At 54.2% G+C, this 17,687-nt stretch carries 11 protein-coding genes; 7 read left to right on the forward strand and 4 right to left on the reverse strand.

The annotated features are described in order from the left end of the window. Positions 1 to 6 precede the first annotated feature (6 nt). Positions 7 to 3,057 (forward strand): response regulator, encoded by a 3,051-nt coding sequence (locus B145_RS0117050; protein ID WP_018608973.1) that lies wholly within the window; start codon positions 7 to 9, stop codon positions 3,055 to 3,057. Then, the gene (locus B145_RS0117055) at positions 3,054 to 5,675 is read left to right on the forward strand and encodes an EAL domain-containing protein (protein ID WP_018608974.1); all 2,622 of its coding nucleotides are present in this window, start codon (positions 3,054 to 3,056) and stop codon (positions 5,673 to 5,675) included. The genes B145_RS0117050 and B145_RS0117055 overlap by 4 nt, the downstream gene beginning before the upstream one ends. 111 nt (positions 5,676 to 5,786) lie before the next feature. Here the strand turns inward: B145_RS0117055 and B145_RS0117060 are convergent, their stop codons facing one another. Then, positions 5,787 to 6,386, reverse strand: a complete 600-nt coding sequence (locus B145_RS0117060) for a LysE/ArgO family amino acid transporter (RefSeq protein ID WP_018608975.1) — start codon at positions 6,384 to 6,386, stop codon at positions 5,787 to 5,789. A 102-nt stretch (positions 6,387 to 6,488) separates the two neighbouring features. Between B145_RS0117060 and B145_RS0117065 the strand changes: the two genes are divergently transcribed. The 4 genes from B145_RS0117065 (at position 6,489) to hrpA (ending at position 12,527) form a co-directional block, all read left to right on the forward strand. Further along, complete coding sequence (locus tag B145_RS0117065; RefSeq protein ID WP_018608976.1) at positions 6,489 to 7,394, forward strand: LysR family transcriptional regulator ArgP; 906 nt, start codon at positions 6,489 to 6,491, stop codon at positions 7,392 to 7,394. Between the two features lie 204 nt (positions 7,395 to 7,598). Beyond that, positions 7,599 to 7,805: a cold-shock protein gene (locus tag B145_RS0117070; protein ID WP_018608977.1), complete on the forward strand. Its 207-nt coding sequence runs from the start codon at positions 7,599 to 7,601 to the stop codon at positions 7,803 to 7,805. A gap of 248 nt (positions 7,806 to 8,053) precedes the next feature. Beyond that, complete coding sequence (gene infA / locus B145_RS0117075; RefSeq protein ID WP_018608978.1) at positions 8,054 to 8,329, forward strand: translation initiation factor IF-1; 276 nt, start codon at positions 8,054 to 8,056, stop codon at positions 8,327 to 8,329. Between the two features lie 76 nt (positions 8,330 to 8,405). Further along, the gene (gene hrpA / locus B145_RS0117080; RefSeq protein ID WP_018608979.1) at positions 8,406 to 12,527 is read left to right on the forward strand and encodes an ATP-dependent RNA helicase HrpA; all 4,122 of its coding nucleotides are present in this window, start codon (positions 8,406 to 8,408) and stop codon (positions 12,525 to 12,527) included. A 46-nt stretch (positions 12,528 to 12,573) separates the two neighbouring features. Here the strand turns inward: hrpA and B145_RS0117085 are convergent, their stop codons facing one another. Then, entirely contained in the window at positions 12,574 to 13,575 is a 1,002-nt protein-coding gene (locus B145_RS0117085) for a hypothetical protein (protein ID WP_018608980.1), read from the reverse strand. A 296-nt stretch (positions 13,576 to 13,871) separates the two neighbouring features. On the opposite strand from B145_RS0117085, the gene B145_RS0117090 reads away from it, so the two are divergent. Then, positions 13,872 to 14,396, forward strand: a complete 525-nt coding sequence (locus B145_RS0117090) for an AP2 domain-containing protein (protein ID WP_018608981.1) — start codon at positions 13,872 to 13,874, stop codon at positions 14,394 to 14,396. Positions 14,397 to 14,525: 129 nt separating this feature from the next. Here the strand turns inward: B145_RS0117090 and B145_RS0117095 are convergent, their stop codons facing one another. Next, positions 14,526 to 17,264, reverse strand: coding sequence for a nitrate reductase (locus tag B145_RS0117095; protein WP_018608982.1), 2,739 nt, complete (start codon positions 17,262 to 17,264; stop codon positions 14,526 to 14,528). 20 nt (positions 17,265 to 17,284) lie between these two features. Further along, complete coding sequence (nirD, locus tag B145_RS0117100) at positions 17,285 to 17,599, reverse strand: nitrite reductase small subunit NirD (RefSeq protein ID WP_018608983.1); 315 nt, start codon at positions 17,597 to 17,599, stop codon at positions 17,285 to 17,287. Between the last annotated feature and the right edge of the window lie 88 nt (positions 17,600 to 17,687).

The raw sequence follows: 17,687 nt of genomic DNA on the forward strand, positions 1-17,687 counted from the left end.
ATCTGAATGTTTTCCCCTCAGACGCTTTCCAGACGACTGCTCTACACCATGTTCCCATGGTATCTTCTGATTGCACTCTGCATGACGGGGGTGCAATTGGGTATCCAGTATTTCACGGTTAGCTGGGATATTGGCAATGACTTGGCGTCTTTGAGCCGAACGATTGGGCCCAGCGTCACAAATGCTGTTTGGGAATTGGATAAACCGCAGCTTGTGAATGTCGTCACCGGAGTTCGCCAGAACGCAATCGTCAGCGGTGTTCTGGTTGAATCCGCTGCGGGCGATACCTTGGTGATGTCTGGCAATGTTCCCTCCGCCGCAAAAGAAGGCGACACCATTTTCTCCACTCGATTCCGCCAGGCAGAATTGCTGCTTACCGCCCCATCGCAGAAAAACCAAAACAAAGTGATAGGGGTTCTCAAAATGTATTCTGACCATAGCGTGTTATGGGATCGTATCAAGTACGGCTGCCTGTTTATTTTTCTAAATTCATTTGTTATTACTTCTGCGCTGTGGTTGATCATTCTATGGGCTATTCGCTATCGCTTATCCAATGCCGTGACGCAGGTTTCTCTCGCGGTCGCCAACTGGCGTTACAAGCCGAACGACGCGCCTGTGGAGGCAATTGAATATCCCTACTCAGATGAATTGGGAGAGCTGGTCAATGCCTTTAACGAGAGTCGCATGCGTCTATTCGATTCCATGCAGGCGCTCAACGAGTTAAACCACAACCTTGAAGGTATCGTCGCTGCGCGTACCGATGAATTGCTTCTTGCTAAGGAAGAGGCGGAACGGCTTACCCAGGTCAAGAGTGATTTCCTCGCTAACATGAGCCATGAAATCCGCACGCCCATGAATGCCATCCTAGGCATGCTCTATCTCGCCTTGAGAAAGGATTTGCCTCCTGCGCTACGTATTCAACTGTGCAAGGTACAGGCTGCCGCTCATTCACTGCTGGGGGTTATCAACGATATACTCGATTTTTCCAAGGTCGAATCGGGCAAGCTCAATCTTGAACAAATCGAGTTCGGGCTGGATTCTGTGCTTGAGCAACTAACGGATGCAATTGCCTTCCAAGCTGAACAAAAGGGAATCGAGTTTCTGATTCGCTATGACCCAACGATTCCTGCACGCCTAATTGGTGATCCATTGCGTTTGGGGCAAATCCTCCTCAACCTATGCGGAAACGCCGTAAAATTTACCGACAAAGGCGAAGTCGAATTGGCTTTCCGCGCCCTGAGTATTCGTGACAACACTTTGCATATGCAGATTAGTGTCCGCGATACCGGTATCGGGATGAGTCCCGAAACACAGGCACAACTCTTTGAGAAATTTACGCAGGGCGACCAGTCCACTACCCGTAGATTTGGCGGAACCGGCCTTGGGCTGGCTATCAGCAAAAGCCTGACCGAATTGATGGGAGGGCGCATTTGGATTGAAGACGCTCAATTGGGCAAAGGCAGTACGATCAGTTTTACTGTGCGGTTGCCTATCGCACATCAGACACAGGTCTATCAGAAGGAACTGATTGAACAAGCAGGGCCTTTGCTCAAGGGCATTCGGGTTTTGTTGGTGGATGACAATGAAGTCTCTCGGGAAATTCTGACTGAAATGTTGCGCTTCTTCCAGTTGGATGTCATGACCGTTGCCAGTGGCCCGGCTGCTCTGTTGGAGTTGCAGGCTGCTACTGCGGCGCCCTATGATCTGGTGTTGATGGATTGGCGTATGCCTGGAATGAATGGTGATGAAGCCACCCAGCGCATCCACCGCGAAACCAGCCTGCCTCGCCAACCCAAAATCATCATGGTTACCGCTTATGGCCGAGAGGATGTCTTTCGTCTGGCAGAGCAAGCCGGTGTGGACGGATTTTTGATCAAACCCGTCTCTCCGTCAGTGCTGCTCGACTCAATTCTGTCCGTGCTCGGACGTGGCCGCATTTTGGGACAGGATTCTCCGGGTAATTCGAGATTGCCGGAGATTGCCAACAGCGGTCAACTGGTCGGCGCACGCTTGTTACTTGTTGAAGACAATGATATCAACCGAGAGTTTGCGACAGAGTTGCTGCGCAGTGAAGGCATGGAAGTTGACGAAGCGATGAATGGCCAGGAGGCGCTTGACAAGGTTCAGGCCAATGATTATGACGCTGTCTTGATGGATATCCAGATGCCGGTCATGGATGGGCTGGAATCGGCTAAGCGCATTCGGGCGCTCGCAGAAACGCCTGGCAAAGAGCGTTTTTCCTCATTACCGATTATTGCCATGACAGCCCTTGCGATGGCACAAGATGCCCAGGCCAGTCAAGCGGCAGGCATGAACGATCACGTCACCAAACCGATTGCCCCAGATCGGCTAATGTTTGTACTTTCCAAGTGGATTCGGTTGCCTAGCCAGCGCATTGATCAGCAAGGTTTATTGGCCGATGGAGCAAAACCCCCCGTCTGTGGTCTTCCTGCTGATCTACAGGCGTTGATTCACGTCAATGCACGGGACGGACTGCGTCGCATTGGCGGCAAGCCAGATGCCTACCGGAAACAGCTCAAACGGTTTCGCCAGAATTATGCTGATGCTATTTTAAAAATACGCAATTTGGTTGAAGTTGGAAATCTGCAAGACGCGGAATTATTCTGTCATTCACTCAAAGGCGTCACCGGAAATGTCGGGGTTCAGACTCTGTATGAACTGGTTTCATCTATTGATGCCCAACTCAAGCAAAAAGTCGCTCCTGATGCAGCCATTCTGAACGAGGCGGAAGAGCATCTTCAAGACGTGCTGCGTGAAATCGATCGCATCCCAGAGCATGACAGTTGCCACTCATCTAATGTTGAGCCGTTTCCGCCCTCTGCTGTGCGTGGGCTATTGAACCAGCTCAGGTGTGCATTGGAGTCGGATCTTGGTGAGGCAGAGCCCATACTCGCACAATTACGAACTGGAACTCGTGGAACTTCGATTGAACAGGAAATCGCGGCAATTTCTGACCTGGTTGATGTTTTTGAAATTGATATGGCATATGAAAAACTGCAGCATTTGAGTAACTCCTATCTGGATGCCCCGTCATGAACGAGCCAGTACCCAACCTGAACGACAAACGTGCCCGCATTTTGATCGTCGACGATGTCCACGAAAATCTGCATGCTTTGATGGGGATGTTGCGCGACGATTTTTCCCTATATGCGGCCACCAGCGGTGAAAAGGCGCTTGAGCTGGCGCACCGCCAGCCACAACCCGACCTTATCTTGCTGGACATCAAAATGCCCGGTATGGATGGCTATTCAGTGCTTTCTGCACTTAAGCTTGGCCCGACCACCACCAATATCCCGGTTATTTTCGTGACTGCCTTGGCTGACGCCACCGATGAGGCAAGAGGACTTGCACTGGGTGTTGCAGACTACATTACCAAGCCCGTCAATCCGAACCTGCTCAAGACCCGTATTCACAACCAGCTAGAGCTTAAGCGTTTTCGCCAGAACCCTATCAGCTTCAACATTGCCGCACACGCTGATCCGGCCCATCCGCCCACGCTTTTAGTCGTCGACGACATTCCCGAAAACATCCACGAACTACTCGAAGTGCTCAAGGACGACTACCGTATCATGGTTGCCCGTACTGGAGCACAAGCCTTGGATGCCATTCAGGGCGCAATATCCCCTGATCTCATCTTGCTCGATATTGTAATGCCGCGTATGGATGGTTATGAGGTATGCAAACGCATCAAGGCCACTCCGATGGGCAATCGAATCCCTATTATTTTTGTCACTGTCATCAATGCTACGTCAGAGAAAGTCAAAGGCTTTGATGTCGGAGCCGCTGACTACATTACCAAACCCTTTGATATTGACGAAGTACGTGCGCGTATCCGTACCCACTTGGAGTTGTCCAGGCTGCACCGTTTTCTGGAAGATCTTGTGGCGCAACGCGGGGCGCTACTACAGCTCAGCGAAGATAAATATCGTATTCTTGCGCATCGTGATCCTTTGACTGGTCTACCTAATCGAGTTCTCTTCGCTGAATTGCTTGATCACGCCATTTTGCATGCTGAGCGTAATCAGTCTCAGTTTGCCTTGCTCAGCATAGATCTTGATAATTTCGCTACGATCAATGAAAGCCTAGGCCATCGGCTTGGTGATCTGTTGCTGACGCAGGTCAGTCAGCGCTTGCAAAGTCTATTGCCTGAAAGCGATAGCATTGCGCGGATTGCGGGCGATGAATTCAATGTGATTCTGGAGAATGTCAAAGACATTCCAGTCGATCTCATGGCGCAGCGTATGATCAATGCGCTGGCAGAACCATTCATTTTGGACAAGCAGAACGTCTACGTGGGCGCCAGCATTGGAATTACACTTTACCCTGATGATGGAACGGACTCTGAGACCCTACTCAGCAATGTAGACGCCGCACTTCATCAAGCCAAAGAACAGGGGAGGGGGGGCTTACGCTTTTTCTCTCCGGAGATGACCAATCGTGCTAAGCGGCGTTTGCAACTCGAAGCGGAACTGCGCTATGCCCTTGAACACGGGGAGCTGCGAGTGTACTACCAGCCACAGATTGATCTGGATAATGGCAATATTGCTGGCCTGGAGGCACTTGTCCGTTGGCGGCACCCAGAACGAGGAATGATCCCGCCAAATGAATTTATCCCCCTCGCGGAAGAGAGTGGTTTGGTTATTCCGCTTGGGGATTGGGTTTTGCGGGAGGTATGCCTGCAAATAAAAAAATGGTCCGAAGCGGGCCTTTCGCCACGGCAAACAGCGGTCAACATCTCCGCTGTCCAGTTAAGTGCAGGCAATTTGGTTAATTCTGTTAAAACTGTTCTGGCGGAAACGGGCATTGACCCGAATCTGCTGGAACTGGAAATCACTGAAAGTTTTGTGATGGTGGATCGGGACCAATCTTTCAGGTCTTTAACCGAGCTTAAAACCCTGGGTGTTCGACTGTCCATAGACGATTTTGGAACAGGTTATTCTTCGCTCGGATATCTGCAACAATTGAAGGTGCACAGACTCAAGGTGGATATATCTTTTGTGCGAGATATGACAACCAACGCCGGTAACGCCTCTATCGTCAAGGCCATTATCGCGCTTGGGCATAGTCTTGGACTTGAAATTGTCGCTGAAGGGGTTGAAGATCCAGGTCAAGCACAATATCTTCGGTCTATGCAATGTGATTTGGCGCAGGGCTACCTGATCAGCCATCCCATGCCCGTAGATGACACCACGCGCTTTCTGAGCTCCTACCAATCAGTACACGTTGTGCTTGAAAATGAAGCGGCATCTACCTTGCTGCTGGTGGATGATGACTTAAGCATTCTTTCTTCACTCAAACGCTTATTGCGCAGGGAAAATTATAATATTCTCACCGCCACCACCACGCATGAGGCGCTTACTCTTCTCGCTGAGCATCGGGTCGGCGTAATTATTGTTGATCAACGTATGCCAGGAATGAGTGGTACGGAATTGCTCGCGCGTATCCGCACAATGCATCCCGATACGGTCCGTATGGTACTCTCTGGCTATACTGCAGTAGATAGTTTGACGGAGGCCATCAACCGAGGTGAGATCTATCGTTTTCTTACCAAGCCTTGGCAAGAGGCCGAGCTAATAGAAACCGTCCGTGAGTCTTTTCGTCATTATCGAACCATCACCGGGGCAGGACAAATGGACGAAAAACCACCATGCTGAAAATCGAATTCAATCTGGGCCAATGAAAAGCTGGTTTATCTATTGTATGGATGTGCATTGCCGCAGGGAGGTGGGGCCCTTTGGCGCCGTGTTTGCCTTTCTGCCAAACGATCAATGCACGAGATTGACGGCGAGCAGCCCCATGCTTAGGCCGATCAACGCATCCAACACGCGCCAGGACCGGGGGTTGGCAAACAGTGGGGAAAGCCAGCGGGCGCCGAAACCCAGGCTGATGAACCATACGGTTGAAGCGCCAATGCAGCCTGCCCAGAAGCCCAGGCGTTCCGCATTGGGCAGACGTCCGCCCAGTGAGCCGATCAGTACCATCGTATCTAGATATACATGCGGGTTGAGGTAGGTGAAGGCCAATATCATCGTGGTGGCAGTACGCAGGCTGATGCGCTCAAAGCCATCCTGGATGGAGAGGCTGCGACGGGCAAAGGCAGCGCGAAGCGAATTGAATGCATACCAGGCGAGAAATGCGGAGCCTCCCCAGGTGGCAATCCACAATACTTGTGGCCATTGATCGAGAATCCGGCCCATTCCTGCAATGCCCAGGCCTATCAGCAGGGCATCTGAGGCGATGCAGATCAGTACACTTGGTAGTACATGTTGGCGTGTCAGTCCCAGCTTCAGCAGATAGGCGTTTTGGGCGCCTATTGCAAGAATCAATCCGGCGGTCACCATGAATCCGTGGGTGAAGCTATTCATTTTTCTTCTCTCTTGTTGCTACAAAGGCTGGGCTTACTGTAGCCAGAAATAATGTGATGTATTAGCATTGTGCATATATTTCATGGGGCATAAGAGCGGCTAATGAATATCGACTTCTCTTTACTTGAATGTTTGGAGGCTGTGGTAACCGAGGGAAGCTTTGATAAGGCTGCGCAGGCTTTGGCGATTACCCAATCGGCCGTTTCACAACGAATCCGAGCGTTGGAGTCCCAGGTTGGGCTGCCTTTGCTGTTTCGTACCCGCCCGGTTCGCCCCACGCCTGCGGCACAGCCCCTTTTGCGATTTGCGCGGCAAACCCGCTTGCTCGCCATGGAGGTGTGGCCAGAAGTGGCTGGGAGCCTGACTCAAGGGCATCTGCGCATTGCCGTCAACGCTGACAGCCTGGGGACCTGGGTTTTGCCAGCGCTGAAGGACTGGATGGACCGCTACGAAGTGATGTTGGAGTTTGTGGTCGACGATCAGACACAAACCCAGGTACGCCTGCGTAATGGGGAGGTGGTGGGGTCAATCACTTCAGACCCTGAGGCTGCAAAGGGTTTTGTGGCCGTTGCCTTGGGTGAAATGCCTTATAAGTGCGTGGCGTCTCCAGCATTTGCTCGCCGCTATTTTCCAAATGGGCTGGATGTCGGCGCTGCGCGAGTGGCCCCCGTGCTGGTGTTCAATCGCCGGGATGCCTTGCAGACAGACCATCTGCGCCGTTGCCTGGGGTGGAGCGAGCCGCGTTTTCCACACCATTTTGTTCCGGCTTTCGAAGCCTATCTGCAAGCTGCAGTGTTGGGCTATGGTTATGGAATGTCGCCGCTGGCCCAATGCCAAAGTCTGCTGGATGAAGGCATTTTGGTGGATATCACCCCTCGCGTGCCAGCCTCGGTTCCCTTGTACTGGCATACATGGTTACTTGAGTCAGAGCTGATTGGCAGCCTGGGTAAAGCGCTGCTGGCGGGGGCAAAGCAGTCTCTGAGCCCGCTGACGACGACAGGGCAGTGAAACTATTTGTGGCACAAAGTGCGATTTTATTTGCCAAATACCAAAATAAGGAGCACAGTAATAGAGCGATCTTCAAGTTGTGCTGCTGTTGTTTGGCGTAAGTGCCTGAGTCTTCTGGTATTTCCTCCCTCATCATCCCGCTGTCTTGAGCTTCGCCCACAAAGGGCAGGTCCCTTGGTTTTAATTTTTCAGGATATACAAGACATGGCAACAGGCATCGTAAAGTGGTTCAATGATTCTAAAGGTTTTGGCTTCATCACCCCCGATGGTGGTGGCAAGGATCTCTTTGCCCACTTTTCGGCAATTCAAGGTGGTGGTTTCAAGACACTGAAGGAAAATCAACGCGTGACCTTTGATATTGTGAGCGGCCCCAAGGGCGAGCAAGCATCAAACATCCGCGCCGCAGAATAAGACGCGTTGCAAGCAAGTATTGGAGGGAGTCCCAGCCTGCAACAAGGCTTTGATTTTGCCCATACTATGCTTGCCAATGAAGGAGCCTGGCACCAGCCGGGCTTTTTCTTTTTCATTTTGAATCTCTTCCCGCTCTGGCAATCAGAATGCGATCGGCAAGGTGTACAGGTGAGGCATTTCTGCCACCTGCACCGTCGATCCGTTTTCTCGCGGATCGAGACCTGGCTCAAGCAAGGAGCATATAAGACATGGCAAAAGAAGAATTGATCGAAATGAACGGGGTCGTTGATGAGGTTCTGCCTGATTCGCGCTTCCGTGTCACGCTCGAAAACGGACACCAGCTGGTTGCCTATACTTCCGGCAAAATGCGCAAGCACCACATCCGCATTCTTGCTGGAGACAAGGTCTCCCTGGAGTTGTCTCCCTATGATCTGAACAAGGGGCGCATCACGTTCCGCCACATCGAAGGTCGTTCATCAGGCGGTCCTTCCCCCGTTCGGACCCAGGTTCGTCGCTCCCACTGATTCGGATTGCCTGATGGCAGGATGAGGCGGGTAGAATGTCGGCCCTGATTGCATTTGCGTAAATCACGCCCGATAGATGTCCGCTCCAGATCTGCTAGACCTCGTTCTCTCCCGTGATCGCTCCACCTTGCGCCGCGCTTTGCGCGAACTCAAGGGGCCTGCACGCAAGCTGGTTGATCTGCCAGAGGCCTTGCGTGAGCGTTTTGAGAAGTCGATCGCTACGCGTACAGCCCGGCGTGAAAAACTTCCACGCCCAAGTTTCCCTGCAGCGCTACCCGTCAATCAACGGCGGGAGGAAATTGCGAAGGCGATTGGCGAACACCAGGTTGTGATCATTTGTGGTGAGACAGGGTCGGGCAAAACCACACAGCTTCCCAAGATTTGTCTGGAACTCGGCCGGGGTGAATCGGGCCTGATTGGCCATACCCAGCCCCGTCGTCTGGCTGCACGGGCTACCGCTACGCGGATAGCCGAAGAGTTGGGCAGCGAGTTGGGGGACGCAGTCGGCTTCAAGGTGCGTTTTACTGACCACACCAAAGCCGAGAGTTACATCAAGTTGATGACTGATGGCATCCTGCTTGCGGAGACGCAAGGAGACCCGATGCTGTCTGCCTATGACACTTTGATCATTGATGAGGCGCATGAGCGCAGCCTCAATATCGATTTCCTTTTAGGCTATCTGCGCCAACTCTTGCCGCGTCGGCCCGATCTCAAGGTGATTGTTACCTCTGCTACGCTGGATGCCGAGCGCTTTGCTCAACATTTTGCCAGCCATGGCAAGCCTGCGCCGGTGATTGAAGTCTCCGGGCGTCTGTATCCCATTGAGCTACGTTACCGCCCTATTGAAGATGAGGAAGAAGCCGAAGCCAAACCCGCGCCACGTGCCGGGGTTCGGATCAATACGGCCAGAAACCGCAATCCCAATCGTGATCTGTATGAGGCGATTGTTGATGCCGTAGCCGAATTGCAACGCGAAGGCCCAGGTGATGTACTGGTTTTTTTGCCAGGAGAACGCGAGATTCGTGAGGCCGCCGAGGCGTTGCGCAAGGATCTGGTTGGGCACCACGCCCCAGGGGGCGAGATTTTGCCGCTGTTTGCGCGTCAGTCAGCGCAGGAGCAGATACGGGTGTTTTCCCGCTCAAATGGGCGGCGTGTGATCTTGGCAACCAACGTAGCCGAGACCTCTCTGACTGTGCCCGGTATCCGCTATGTGGTTGATGCAGGTTTGGCGCGGGTGAATCGTTATTCGCATCGCAACAAGGTGGAATTGTTGCAGATCGAAAAAATTGCCCAGAGTGCCGCCAAGCAGCGCGCTGGGCGATGTGGGCGGGTTGAGGATGGAATCTGCATACGTCTGTATGACGAAGAGGACTTCAACCGCCGCGCTGCCCATACCGACCCGGAGGTGTTGCGCTCATCCCTGGCCGGGGTCATCCTGCGGATGAAGTCGTTACGCTTGGGGGCGGTGGAGGATTTCCCCTTTATCGACGCCCCCAGCCCGCGCATGATCAGCGATGGCTATCAGCTTCTCAATGAACTGGGCGCTGTTGATGATGACAATGAGCTAACGCCTATCGGGCGAGAGCTGGCCAAGCTGCCGCTGGACCCCAAGATTGGGCGCATGATTCTGGCCGCTCGGGATCGTGGCGCCTTGCGAGAAGTGTTGGTGATTGCTGCGGCTTTGTCGGTGCAAGACCCACGTGAGCGTCCGCCTGAGCAGCCCGGCACGGCAGATCAGGCCCACGCACGTTTTCGCACCGCGCCAGAGGAAAAAGGCGATCCACGTAGCGAATTCCTGTGGTATTGGAATGTGTGGCAGGCCTTCGATCAGGTCTGGAAGCATGAATCTTCCAGTAAGCAAAAGGCATGGTGCAAGCAGCATTTCCTTTCCTGGCTGCGTATGCGTGAGTGGCGTGACATTCATGGCCAACTTCACGCCTTGTGTGCTGAACATGGGTGGAAGGAAAGTGACAAAACCGCAAGTTATGAAGACATCCACAAAGCGCTGCTGAGCGGTTTGCTGGGGCATATCGGGGTCAAGATTGAAGATGCTAGCGGGCCGTTTGTCGGCGCCTATCAGGGCGCGCGTGGCATCAAGTTCTGGCCGCATCCTGGTTCCTTCATGGCCAAGCGTGCAGGCAAATGGTTGATTGCGGCGGAATTGATCGATACCTCTCGGCTATATGCCCGATGCGTTGCCAAGATTGAACCGGAATGGCTTGAGGAAGTGGGCGCCCACCTGCTGCGCAAGAGTGTATATGAGCCGCATTGGGAAAAAGCCAAGGGGGCGGTACGGGCCTGGGAGCGTGGTGTGTTGCACGGTATTACCCTGTATGCCCGTCGCGCATGCGGGTATGACAAGGAAGATCCTGCTCTGTGCCGCACGCTATTGATCCGGGATGGTCTGGTGCAGGGTGAAATCGATGAAACTTTTGCACGGAATATGCCGTTTTTCGTGCATAACCGGCGTCTAATTGCGGAAATTGAGCGTCTGGAACAGAAGATGCGCCGCCCCGATCTGCTTGTCGACGAAGCCTTGATCGAGGCTTTCTATGACGCGCAGATTCCTGTCGAAGTTATGGATCTCCGCTCCTTTGAAGTGTGGCGTAAACAGGCGGAACGCAAGGAGCCCAAGTGTTTGCACCTTGAGCGCGAACAATTGATGCGCCATGAGGCGGCGGGCGCGACGAGTGACAAATTCCCCGCCAGCCTGGAAGTGATGGGGCAAAAGCTACGCCTGAGCTATGTGCATGAGCCTAAGGAAGCCGATGACGGCGTCACGATGACGGTGCCCGTGGCCATGCTGAACCAAGTGCCAGGCAACCGTTGCGAATGGCTGGTGCCGGGGATGCTAGAAGACAAGGTTGTTGCCTTGCTCAAGACTGTTCCCCAGAAGCATCGTCATCGCTTGCAGCCGATTTCCGAGAGTACGCAGGATTTTCTCGCTGCGGTGGCGGAGGCGGTGTATTCGCAAGACGAGCCATTGGCGCGAGCGCTGCAGCGCTTCGTGGAGGACCGCGTCAGCCTGAAGTTGGAGCTTGCCAGCTTCCGGGCCGAGAACCTCAACCCGCATTTCTTCATGAATTTCCGCGTCATTGATGAGCATGGGCGGGTGTTGGGGCAATCACGCAATCTGGCTGAATTGCGTATGCAGCTCAAAGATCAGGTTGCTGCTGCTTTCCGTGCCGCCCAAGTGGAAGGATCACTGGGCGCACAACTGGCGGCGCTGAACCTCAAGACGGAGGGGGCGGCGCCAGAGCAAAGCAAAGTGGGAGACTCCAGAAACGGCCATCGTTCGGAGCCTTCAAACAAGTTGGAAGCCGCGCCTATTTCTGCTCCCACCCCATTGAGCGGGCTGACCGCCTGGAGCTTCGGCGAGCTGCCGGAATTGCTGGAGGTGAAAGTGGGCAACCGCAGCCTGATCGGATTCCCCGCGCTGCAAGATGACGGCAACTCGGTCAGCCTGTGTCCATGCGATACCGAAGACGAAGCTGCACGCGTACATCGTAAAGGCTTGGTACGCCTGTTCGCGCTGAACCTCAAGGATCAGGTCAAGGCAGTTGAGCGCCTGCCCGGTTTGCGTGAGCTGGCTTTGCAGTTCATGCCCTTTGGTAGCGATGCTGAACTCAAGGCCTACTTGGTGGAGGCTACCCTGGTCCGCACCTGTTTGCTTGCCCCCTTGCCAAAGGATCAGGCCAGCTTTGAGCAACGTGCGCAGGAAGCCAAAACACGCATTAGTCTGGTTGCCCAGGAACTGATGCGTTTGACTACAACGTTACTGGGCGAGCACGCTGCATTGCAAAAACGCTTTGCCAATCTTAAGGGTTTTCCCGAGGTGCTGACAGATTTGCAAGGGCAGATTGGCAAGCTCCTGCCCAAGAATTTCCTGGTGTTCTGGCCGTTTGAACGTTTGGCGCATTTCCAGCGCTATTTGAAGGCGGCCAATGTGCGTATCGAGAAACTCCGCGCCAACCCCAGCCGTGATGCTCAGTTGATGGCTGACTGGAAATCCCTGGCGGGCCCGTGGGAGCGAGAATGGCTGGCCAAACAGAAGGCAGGCGTGCTGGACACACAACTGGAAGAATTCCGTTGGTTGCTTGAAGAGTTGCGTGTCGGGCTTTTTGCCCAGGAACTCAAGACGCCGATGCCCGTGAGTGTGAAACGCCTGCAAAAAATCTGGGATGCCCGGCCACGATAAATCAGGGAAGGTGGAGAGCTTTGCCAGCGCTCTCCACCCGCGGCTTTTACACGACCATGTCGACCTGCTGGATAGTCCTGGCCTCACCGGATTCTGTCAGGAAGACCCCGGTGGCACGCACATTGCCCAATTCCTTGCCCCCTTCTTTGATCGTGTAGGGCGTTGCGCTATTTTGCAGGGCTATGGCGCCAACGCCTGCATTAGCGAGTGACTCCATGGTGCCGCCAGGATTCCATACGGCAAGTTGCGAGTACGCTGCGTCATTCTCGTCGATCCAGCCGTTATGGTCCGAGTCTAGTTGGCTCAAATCACTGAAACCATTCCCACTGCTTGGGCCGAACAGCTCACTGCCGTTGTCAATCTTGCCATTATGGTTACGGTCGAGCACCAAGTAGGCACTTCCCGAGGCAAGCGTGGCAAGTTTTTCTTTGCTGCCATCTGAATTGAGATCGAACGCGACGCTGTTGCCCGTTAGTCTGACCTGATCGGTGGAGAGGTTTAGCACGAGCGGGTCTTTGCTCTTGGGGGCATTGGTTGCATCGAAGCTGCTTGAGATTTCAGTGCGTTCATAACGCTGCATCATCAAGCCTACATCGAAACTGATGGAGCGCCCGTCGGCAGTCGTGACATTGCCTTTTGCCTGATAGCTGGTCTGTTGCACCTCTTCATGGACGGAGGTGGATGAAAAATGGATGGACCACTCCGTGCTGGGCGTAGTGCTTGTGGGTGCTGTACTTTGGGCTGCCTGCGTTGAGTTATTTTCTCCCTGCACGTCCGATAGATTGATGATCTTGATTTTATGACCAGTTAGTTTCTCGATGACAGCAATCAATAGGCTCAGGCGCGGGTCCATAGTGTCGTTCGCCTGTTGACTGCTCAATGCGGTGGAAGATAGGCTGACAAGTGTTGAAGCCTCTGCATTGCTATTGGGTGAAGCCGTGCTGCTGTTGGGGGTACGGACAGATATTTCGAGCTCATGTTCCTGAGTGGAACGTGTGTAGGCATAGCTGCTGCTCTGCATCTGCAGCATGGAATCAGTGATTTTCATGCGTTTCTCCTTCGGCTCTCTGCAATACAGGCCGGTTTGTACCTGTAATACCGACAGACCAAAGGCATCCTTGAATTCCTGATGGGGGGATACTGCCCTGCGTGGCACCGGGCGCCGGTGTGAGAGAAGGCTTCCGCAAACTTGCCAATGGGGCGGAGCCGTTTCATTTCCTGCCACAAAAACTGGGTGAAGTTTGAATTTGTGTTGAAAAGTCAAGTCAGCCCCTAAAGTTTTGCCTGTACTGCGCCGAAAACAGCTACATCGCCGCCGTAACCACCGATAGATGGAGGTATGAAGTGAGCCGAGGCAGTGTGTACGGAATCAGTAGGGTAGACAACGAGGTCAGCCGCACCCATGGCTGGCTTGTAACTGTGCAGCGACGCGGCGTGATCTTCCGCAAGCACTTTAGTGACGGGGTTCATGGGGGCAAGCAGAAATCTTTCATTGCCGCCAAAAGCTACCGCGACGAGGTGATTGCCAAGAACCCCCCGTTCTCTATGCGCGAATATTCCAACATCGTCAAAAAGAACAACCGTTCTGGTGTCGTCGGGGTATGCCGGTATTGTGCCTCGGAAACTCGTGACCTGCCGGAAGAAAAACAGCGCTGGTTTTGGGTGGCATCCTGGCCGCTACCCGATGGCCGACGCAAACGGGTCAAATTCTCCGTCAAGAAATACGGAGAAGAGGGTGCATTCAAAATGGCACTCAAAGCGCGTAAAGATGCCCTGAAGGGCTTGGATGGCGAGTTTGATCCTGGCGCGGTTCGCCGCAAACCCACTCGCAGCCGCAAAACAGAGGGTAGCCGCAAGGCTGTCCATTGAGCGCCGTGTGTGAGTGACGAGGAGTGAGTTGGCGCAGCCTTCTGCAAAGGCTGCGCCTTTTCGATTTGGGCAATCCGCTCTTCAAGCGCCAGAACAATACAAGCAATCGGGTGCGCGTTCGTTCGAGTTTTATCCAATGTGGGGCTGAGCGGCCATTCTCTTGTGCGTCAGCAGCTGCTTGAGTTCTGGCACACAGGAGCCACAGGATGTGCCACATCGTAGCTTCTGCTGCAATGCGGGCAAATCCGCTCCCGCGTTCACGCACGCCAAAATCTCATTTTCCGATACATTCAGACAGTTGCATACGATGCGTCCGCGTGTCCCCTGTTGCAAGGGAAGGGCTTCCAGTGGCGCAAACAGCCAGCGTCGCACGGCTGCTGTGGGTGCTCGTTCAACCATCAGCTCTTTGAGCCAGCCGGACGCGACGGTTTCGCCAACTAGTCGTAGCCCGGTGAGCAAACCTTCATCTACCTGGGCCTTTTTGCTGATGCCACGTCGGAGGTCGTTATAGACAAGGCAATCCGGTCCGTCCAGGGCTAGGACGGTATCCAGCTCTGCTATCCATTCGGCGGGGATAGGCTGACTGTGGGCGATTCGCAGCACCACACATGGGAACTCTCTTCCTGCCAGGAATACCGCCGCATAGTCAAAGCGCTCTAGCCAAGGTGCCAGTGCAGCCGCTTGCTCGATGGCTAGTTGATTGGCTGTTTTGGCATTCAGGGCACTGCGCATGAATAACGCCTGGTGGGGGAAATCTGCTTTTTCAAGCTGGATGGCGGCGTGCTTGAATTCCGGCTGTTTGGAATAGGGGTCTGTGGTGTTGAGCGTCAGCTCGTTGGCACCTGAAGAACCGAGTGTGTTGCCCCCCCAATGCATGGCGATGAAGGCCTGACCGCTGCGGATGTCCTCTGCGGCATGCGCCCGTAGAACAATTGCACCACGGCGGCTTTTGACGCGCACCAGATCTCCTTCGCCCAGCCCGCGTTTCTCCATATCTGCTCGGCATAGATCAATTCGGGGCTCATCCACATGGCTGTACAGGCGTGCAACTTTACCGGTGCGGCTCATTCCGTGCCAGTGGTCTCGCAGACGTCCAGTAGTCAGGTGAATCGGGTAGCGTGCATCAATGCTCTCAGCCGTGAGTTGGGGGCTGGGCACAACGAAGTGGGCTTTGCCCGAAGGTGTTTCGAAATAGTTATCTGCGTACAGACGTGTTTTGCCTTCGGTGGCTCCAGCAGGGAAAGGCCATTGCTGGGGTCCTTGCGTATCGAGGATGGTGTAGTTGAGGCCAGTGATGTCGAGGTCGCGCCCTCGGGTACTTGAGGCATGCTCCAGGAAAATGGCCTCAGCATTGGGGTAGGCGAACATTTTTCCGCCCTTGTCGCGCCCAAGTTTTGCACCCAGCATCTGTGCGAAATCGCAGGCAATGCGCCAGTCCGCTCGGGTTTCACCGGGTCCGGCAATGGCTGCATTGACGTGAGTGATCCGGCGCTCGGAGTTGGTAACAGTGCCTTCCTTTTCTGCCCAACTCAGCGCAGGAAGAAGAAGGTCGGCATAAGCAGCCGTTTCGGTGTTGGCATAGGCTTCCTGCAACACGACGAATTCGCAGTGTTTCAATGCTTCGCGGATGAGTGCCTGATTGGGCATGGAGTGGGCCGGGTTGGTGCACGCGATCCACAATGCCTTGATTTTGCCGCTGCGGGCAGCCTCAAACAGGTCGACCGCACTCAATCCGGGCTTATCCGGTACGCAGTCGACACCCCATAAGGCAGCGACCTCGGCACGGTGGGCCGGGTTCGCTAAATCACGATGGGCCGAGAGCATGTTGGAGAGTCCGCCAACCTCACGTCCGCCCATCGCATTCGGTTGCCCGGTGAGTGAGAAGGGGCCGCAGCCGGGTTTGCCAATCTTGCCCACGGCCAGTGATAGTGCAATCAATGCTGTGCCGTTGTGGGTGCCATGGTGCGACTGGTTTAAGCCTTGGCACCACAATGACATAGGGGCTTGCGCTTCCCCCCACAAGCGGGCTGCCATGACGATGTCCTCTGCTGCAACGCCGCAGATTTGTGCTGCAACCGCTGGCGTGACCTCACGCACATGTTCGCGCAGGGCCTCAAAATCCTTGGTATGGGCGCGAATCCAGGGCATATCGACGTAGCCATCCCACACCAATACATGCAGCATGGCGTTGAAGAGCCAGATGTCGGTGCCGGGCAGGATCGCTAGATGAAGGTCTGCCCCGGCTGCGGTGTCGGTGCGGCGGGGATCAACCACAATAATACGCAGCTCGGGCCGGGTTGCCTTGGCTGACTCTATGCGCCGATAGGCAATTGGGTGCGCGTAGGCAGGGTTGGCTCCGGCGATCAGTACGCAATCGGTGTGATCAAAATCTTCATATGCACAAGGTGGCGCATCAACACCCAATGTCTGTTTGTATGCTGCTACCGCACTCGACATGCATAAGCGAGAATTGGTGTCGACATTGTTGGTGCCGATCAAGCCCTTGGCAAGTTTGTTGAAGACATAGTAGTCCTCCGTCAGCAATTGGCCTGAAATGTAGAAGCCCACTGCATCCGGTCCATGCTCGGTAATGACGTTAGCAAACCGCGTGGCGGCGACTTCCAGCGCATGATCCCAGGTTGTTCGAGTTTTCTCCTCTGCCTTGCTCACGCGTAGCTGCGGATACAAAAGCCGCATTTCGGGCCTTGCAGTTAAGTGCAGGGTGCTGCCCTTGGTGCACAGGCGACCAAAATTTGCTGGATGTTTTGGGTCGCCGCGTACCCCATTGATCTGCTGACCATCATGTTCAATGATGATGCCGCAGCCCACACCGCAGTAAGGACAAGTTGCTTTGGTTTCAGCCATCATCGGAGCCTCGTCGCAAGGGGTCAAGTGAGGGCCAGAAATACGTCTCCGCCTTCCAGCTTCACTGTGAAAGGCTTTGTGCAGCCGATATCGGGCGCCACGGCGTTACCACTTTCCAGTTCAATCTTCCAGCTATGCAAAGGGCAGGTCACCTGCTTGCCATGCACTATTCCTTGCGATAGTGGCCCTTGCTTATGTGGACACTGGTCATGCAGAGCGAATACCTCATCGGTCGCGGTGCGAAAGATGGCGATGTCGCCATGTTCTGTACTCTTGACGACGCGGGAGCCCAGTTGAGGAATCTCAGTCAGGACGCAGATTCGTTTCCAGTTGTTCATGTTCGCGCTCGCACTTAAATGTTAGGTTAGTTACCTGGGGTTCAATTCAGGCTTGGGTGTCGTCAAAAAAATGTGGGACATCTTCTTC

It is taken from the genome of Uliginosibacterium gangwonense DSM 18521, from assembly GCF_000373965.1.
In the GTDB taxonomy this organism is placed as follows: Bacteria; Pseudomonadota; Gammaproteobacteria; order Burkholderiales; family Rhodocyclaceae; genus Uliginosibacterium; species Uliginosibacterium gangwonense.

Excerpts from the sequence above, each read along its gene's own strand:
- B145_RS0117065 (WP_018608976.1), top strand. The coding sequence starts at position 6,489 with ATGAATATCGACTTCTCTTTACTTGAATGTTTGGAGGCTGTGGTAACC.
- B145_RS0117055 (WP_018608974.1), top strand. The coding sequence starts at position 3,054 with ATGAACGAGCCAGTACCCAACCTGAACGACAAACGTGCCCGCATTTTG.
- B145_RS0117095 (WP_018608982.1), bottom strand. The coding sequence starts at position 17,264 with ATGATGGCTGAAACCAAAGCAACTTGTCCTTACTGCGGTGTGGGCTGC.
- B145_RS0117070 (WP_018608977.1), top strand. The coding sequence starts at position 7,599 with ATGGCAACAGGCATCGTAAAGTGGTTCAATGATTCTAAAGGTTTTGGC.
- B145_RS0117060 (WP_018608975.1), bottom strand. The coding sequence starts at position 6,386 with ATGAATAGCTTCACCCACGGATTCATGGTGACCGCCGGATTGATTCTT.
- B145_RS0117050 (WP_018608973.1), top strand. The coding sequence starts at position 7 with ATGTTTTCCCCTCAGACGCTTTCCAGACGACTGCTCTACACCATGTTC.
- infA (WP_018608978.1), top strand. The coding sequence starts at position 8,054 with ATGGCAAAAGAAGAATTGATCGAAATGAACGGGGTCGTTGATGAGGTT.
- hrpA (WP_018608979.1), top strand. The coding sequence starts at position 8,406 with ATGTCCGCTCCAGATCTGCTAGACCTCGTTCTCTCCCGTGATCGCTCC.
- B145_RS0117085 (WP_018608980.1), bottom strand. The coding sequence starts at position 13,575 with ATGAAAATCACTGATTCCATGCTGCAGATGCAGAGCAGCAGCTATGCC.
- nirD (WP_018608983.1), bottom strand. The coding sequence starts at position 17,599 with ATGAACAACTGGAAACGAATCTGCGTCCTGACTGAGATTCCTCAACTG.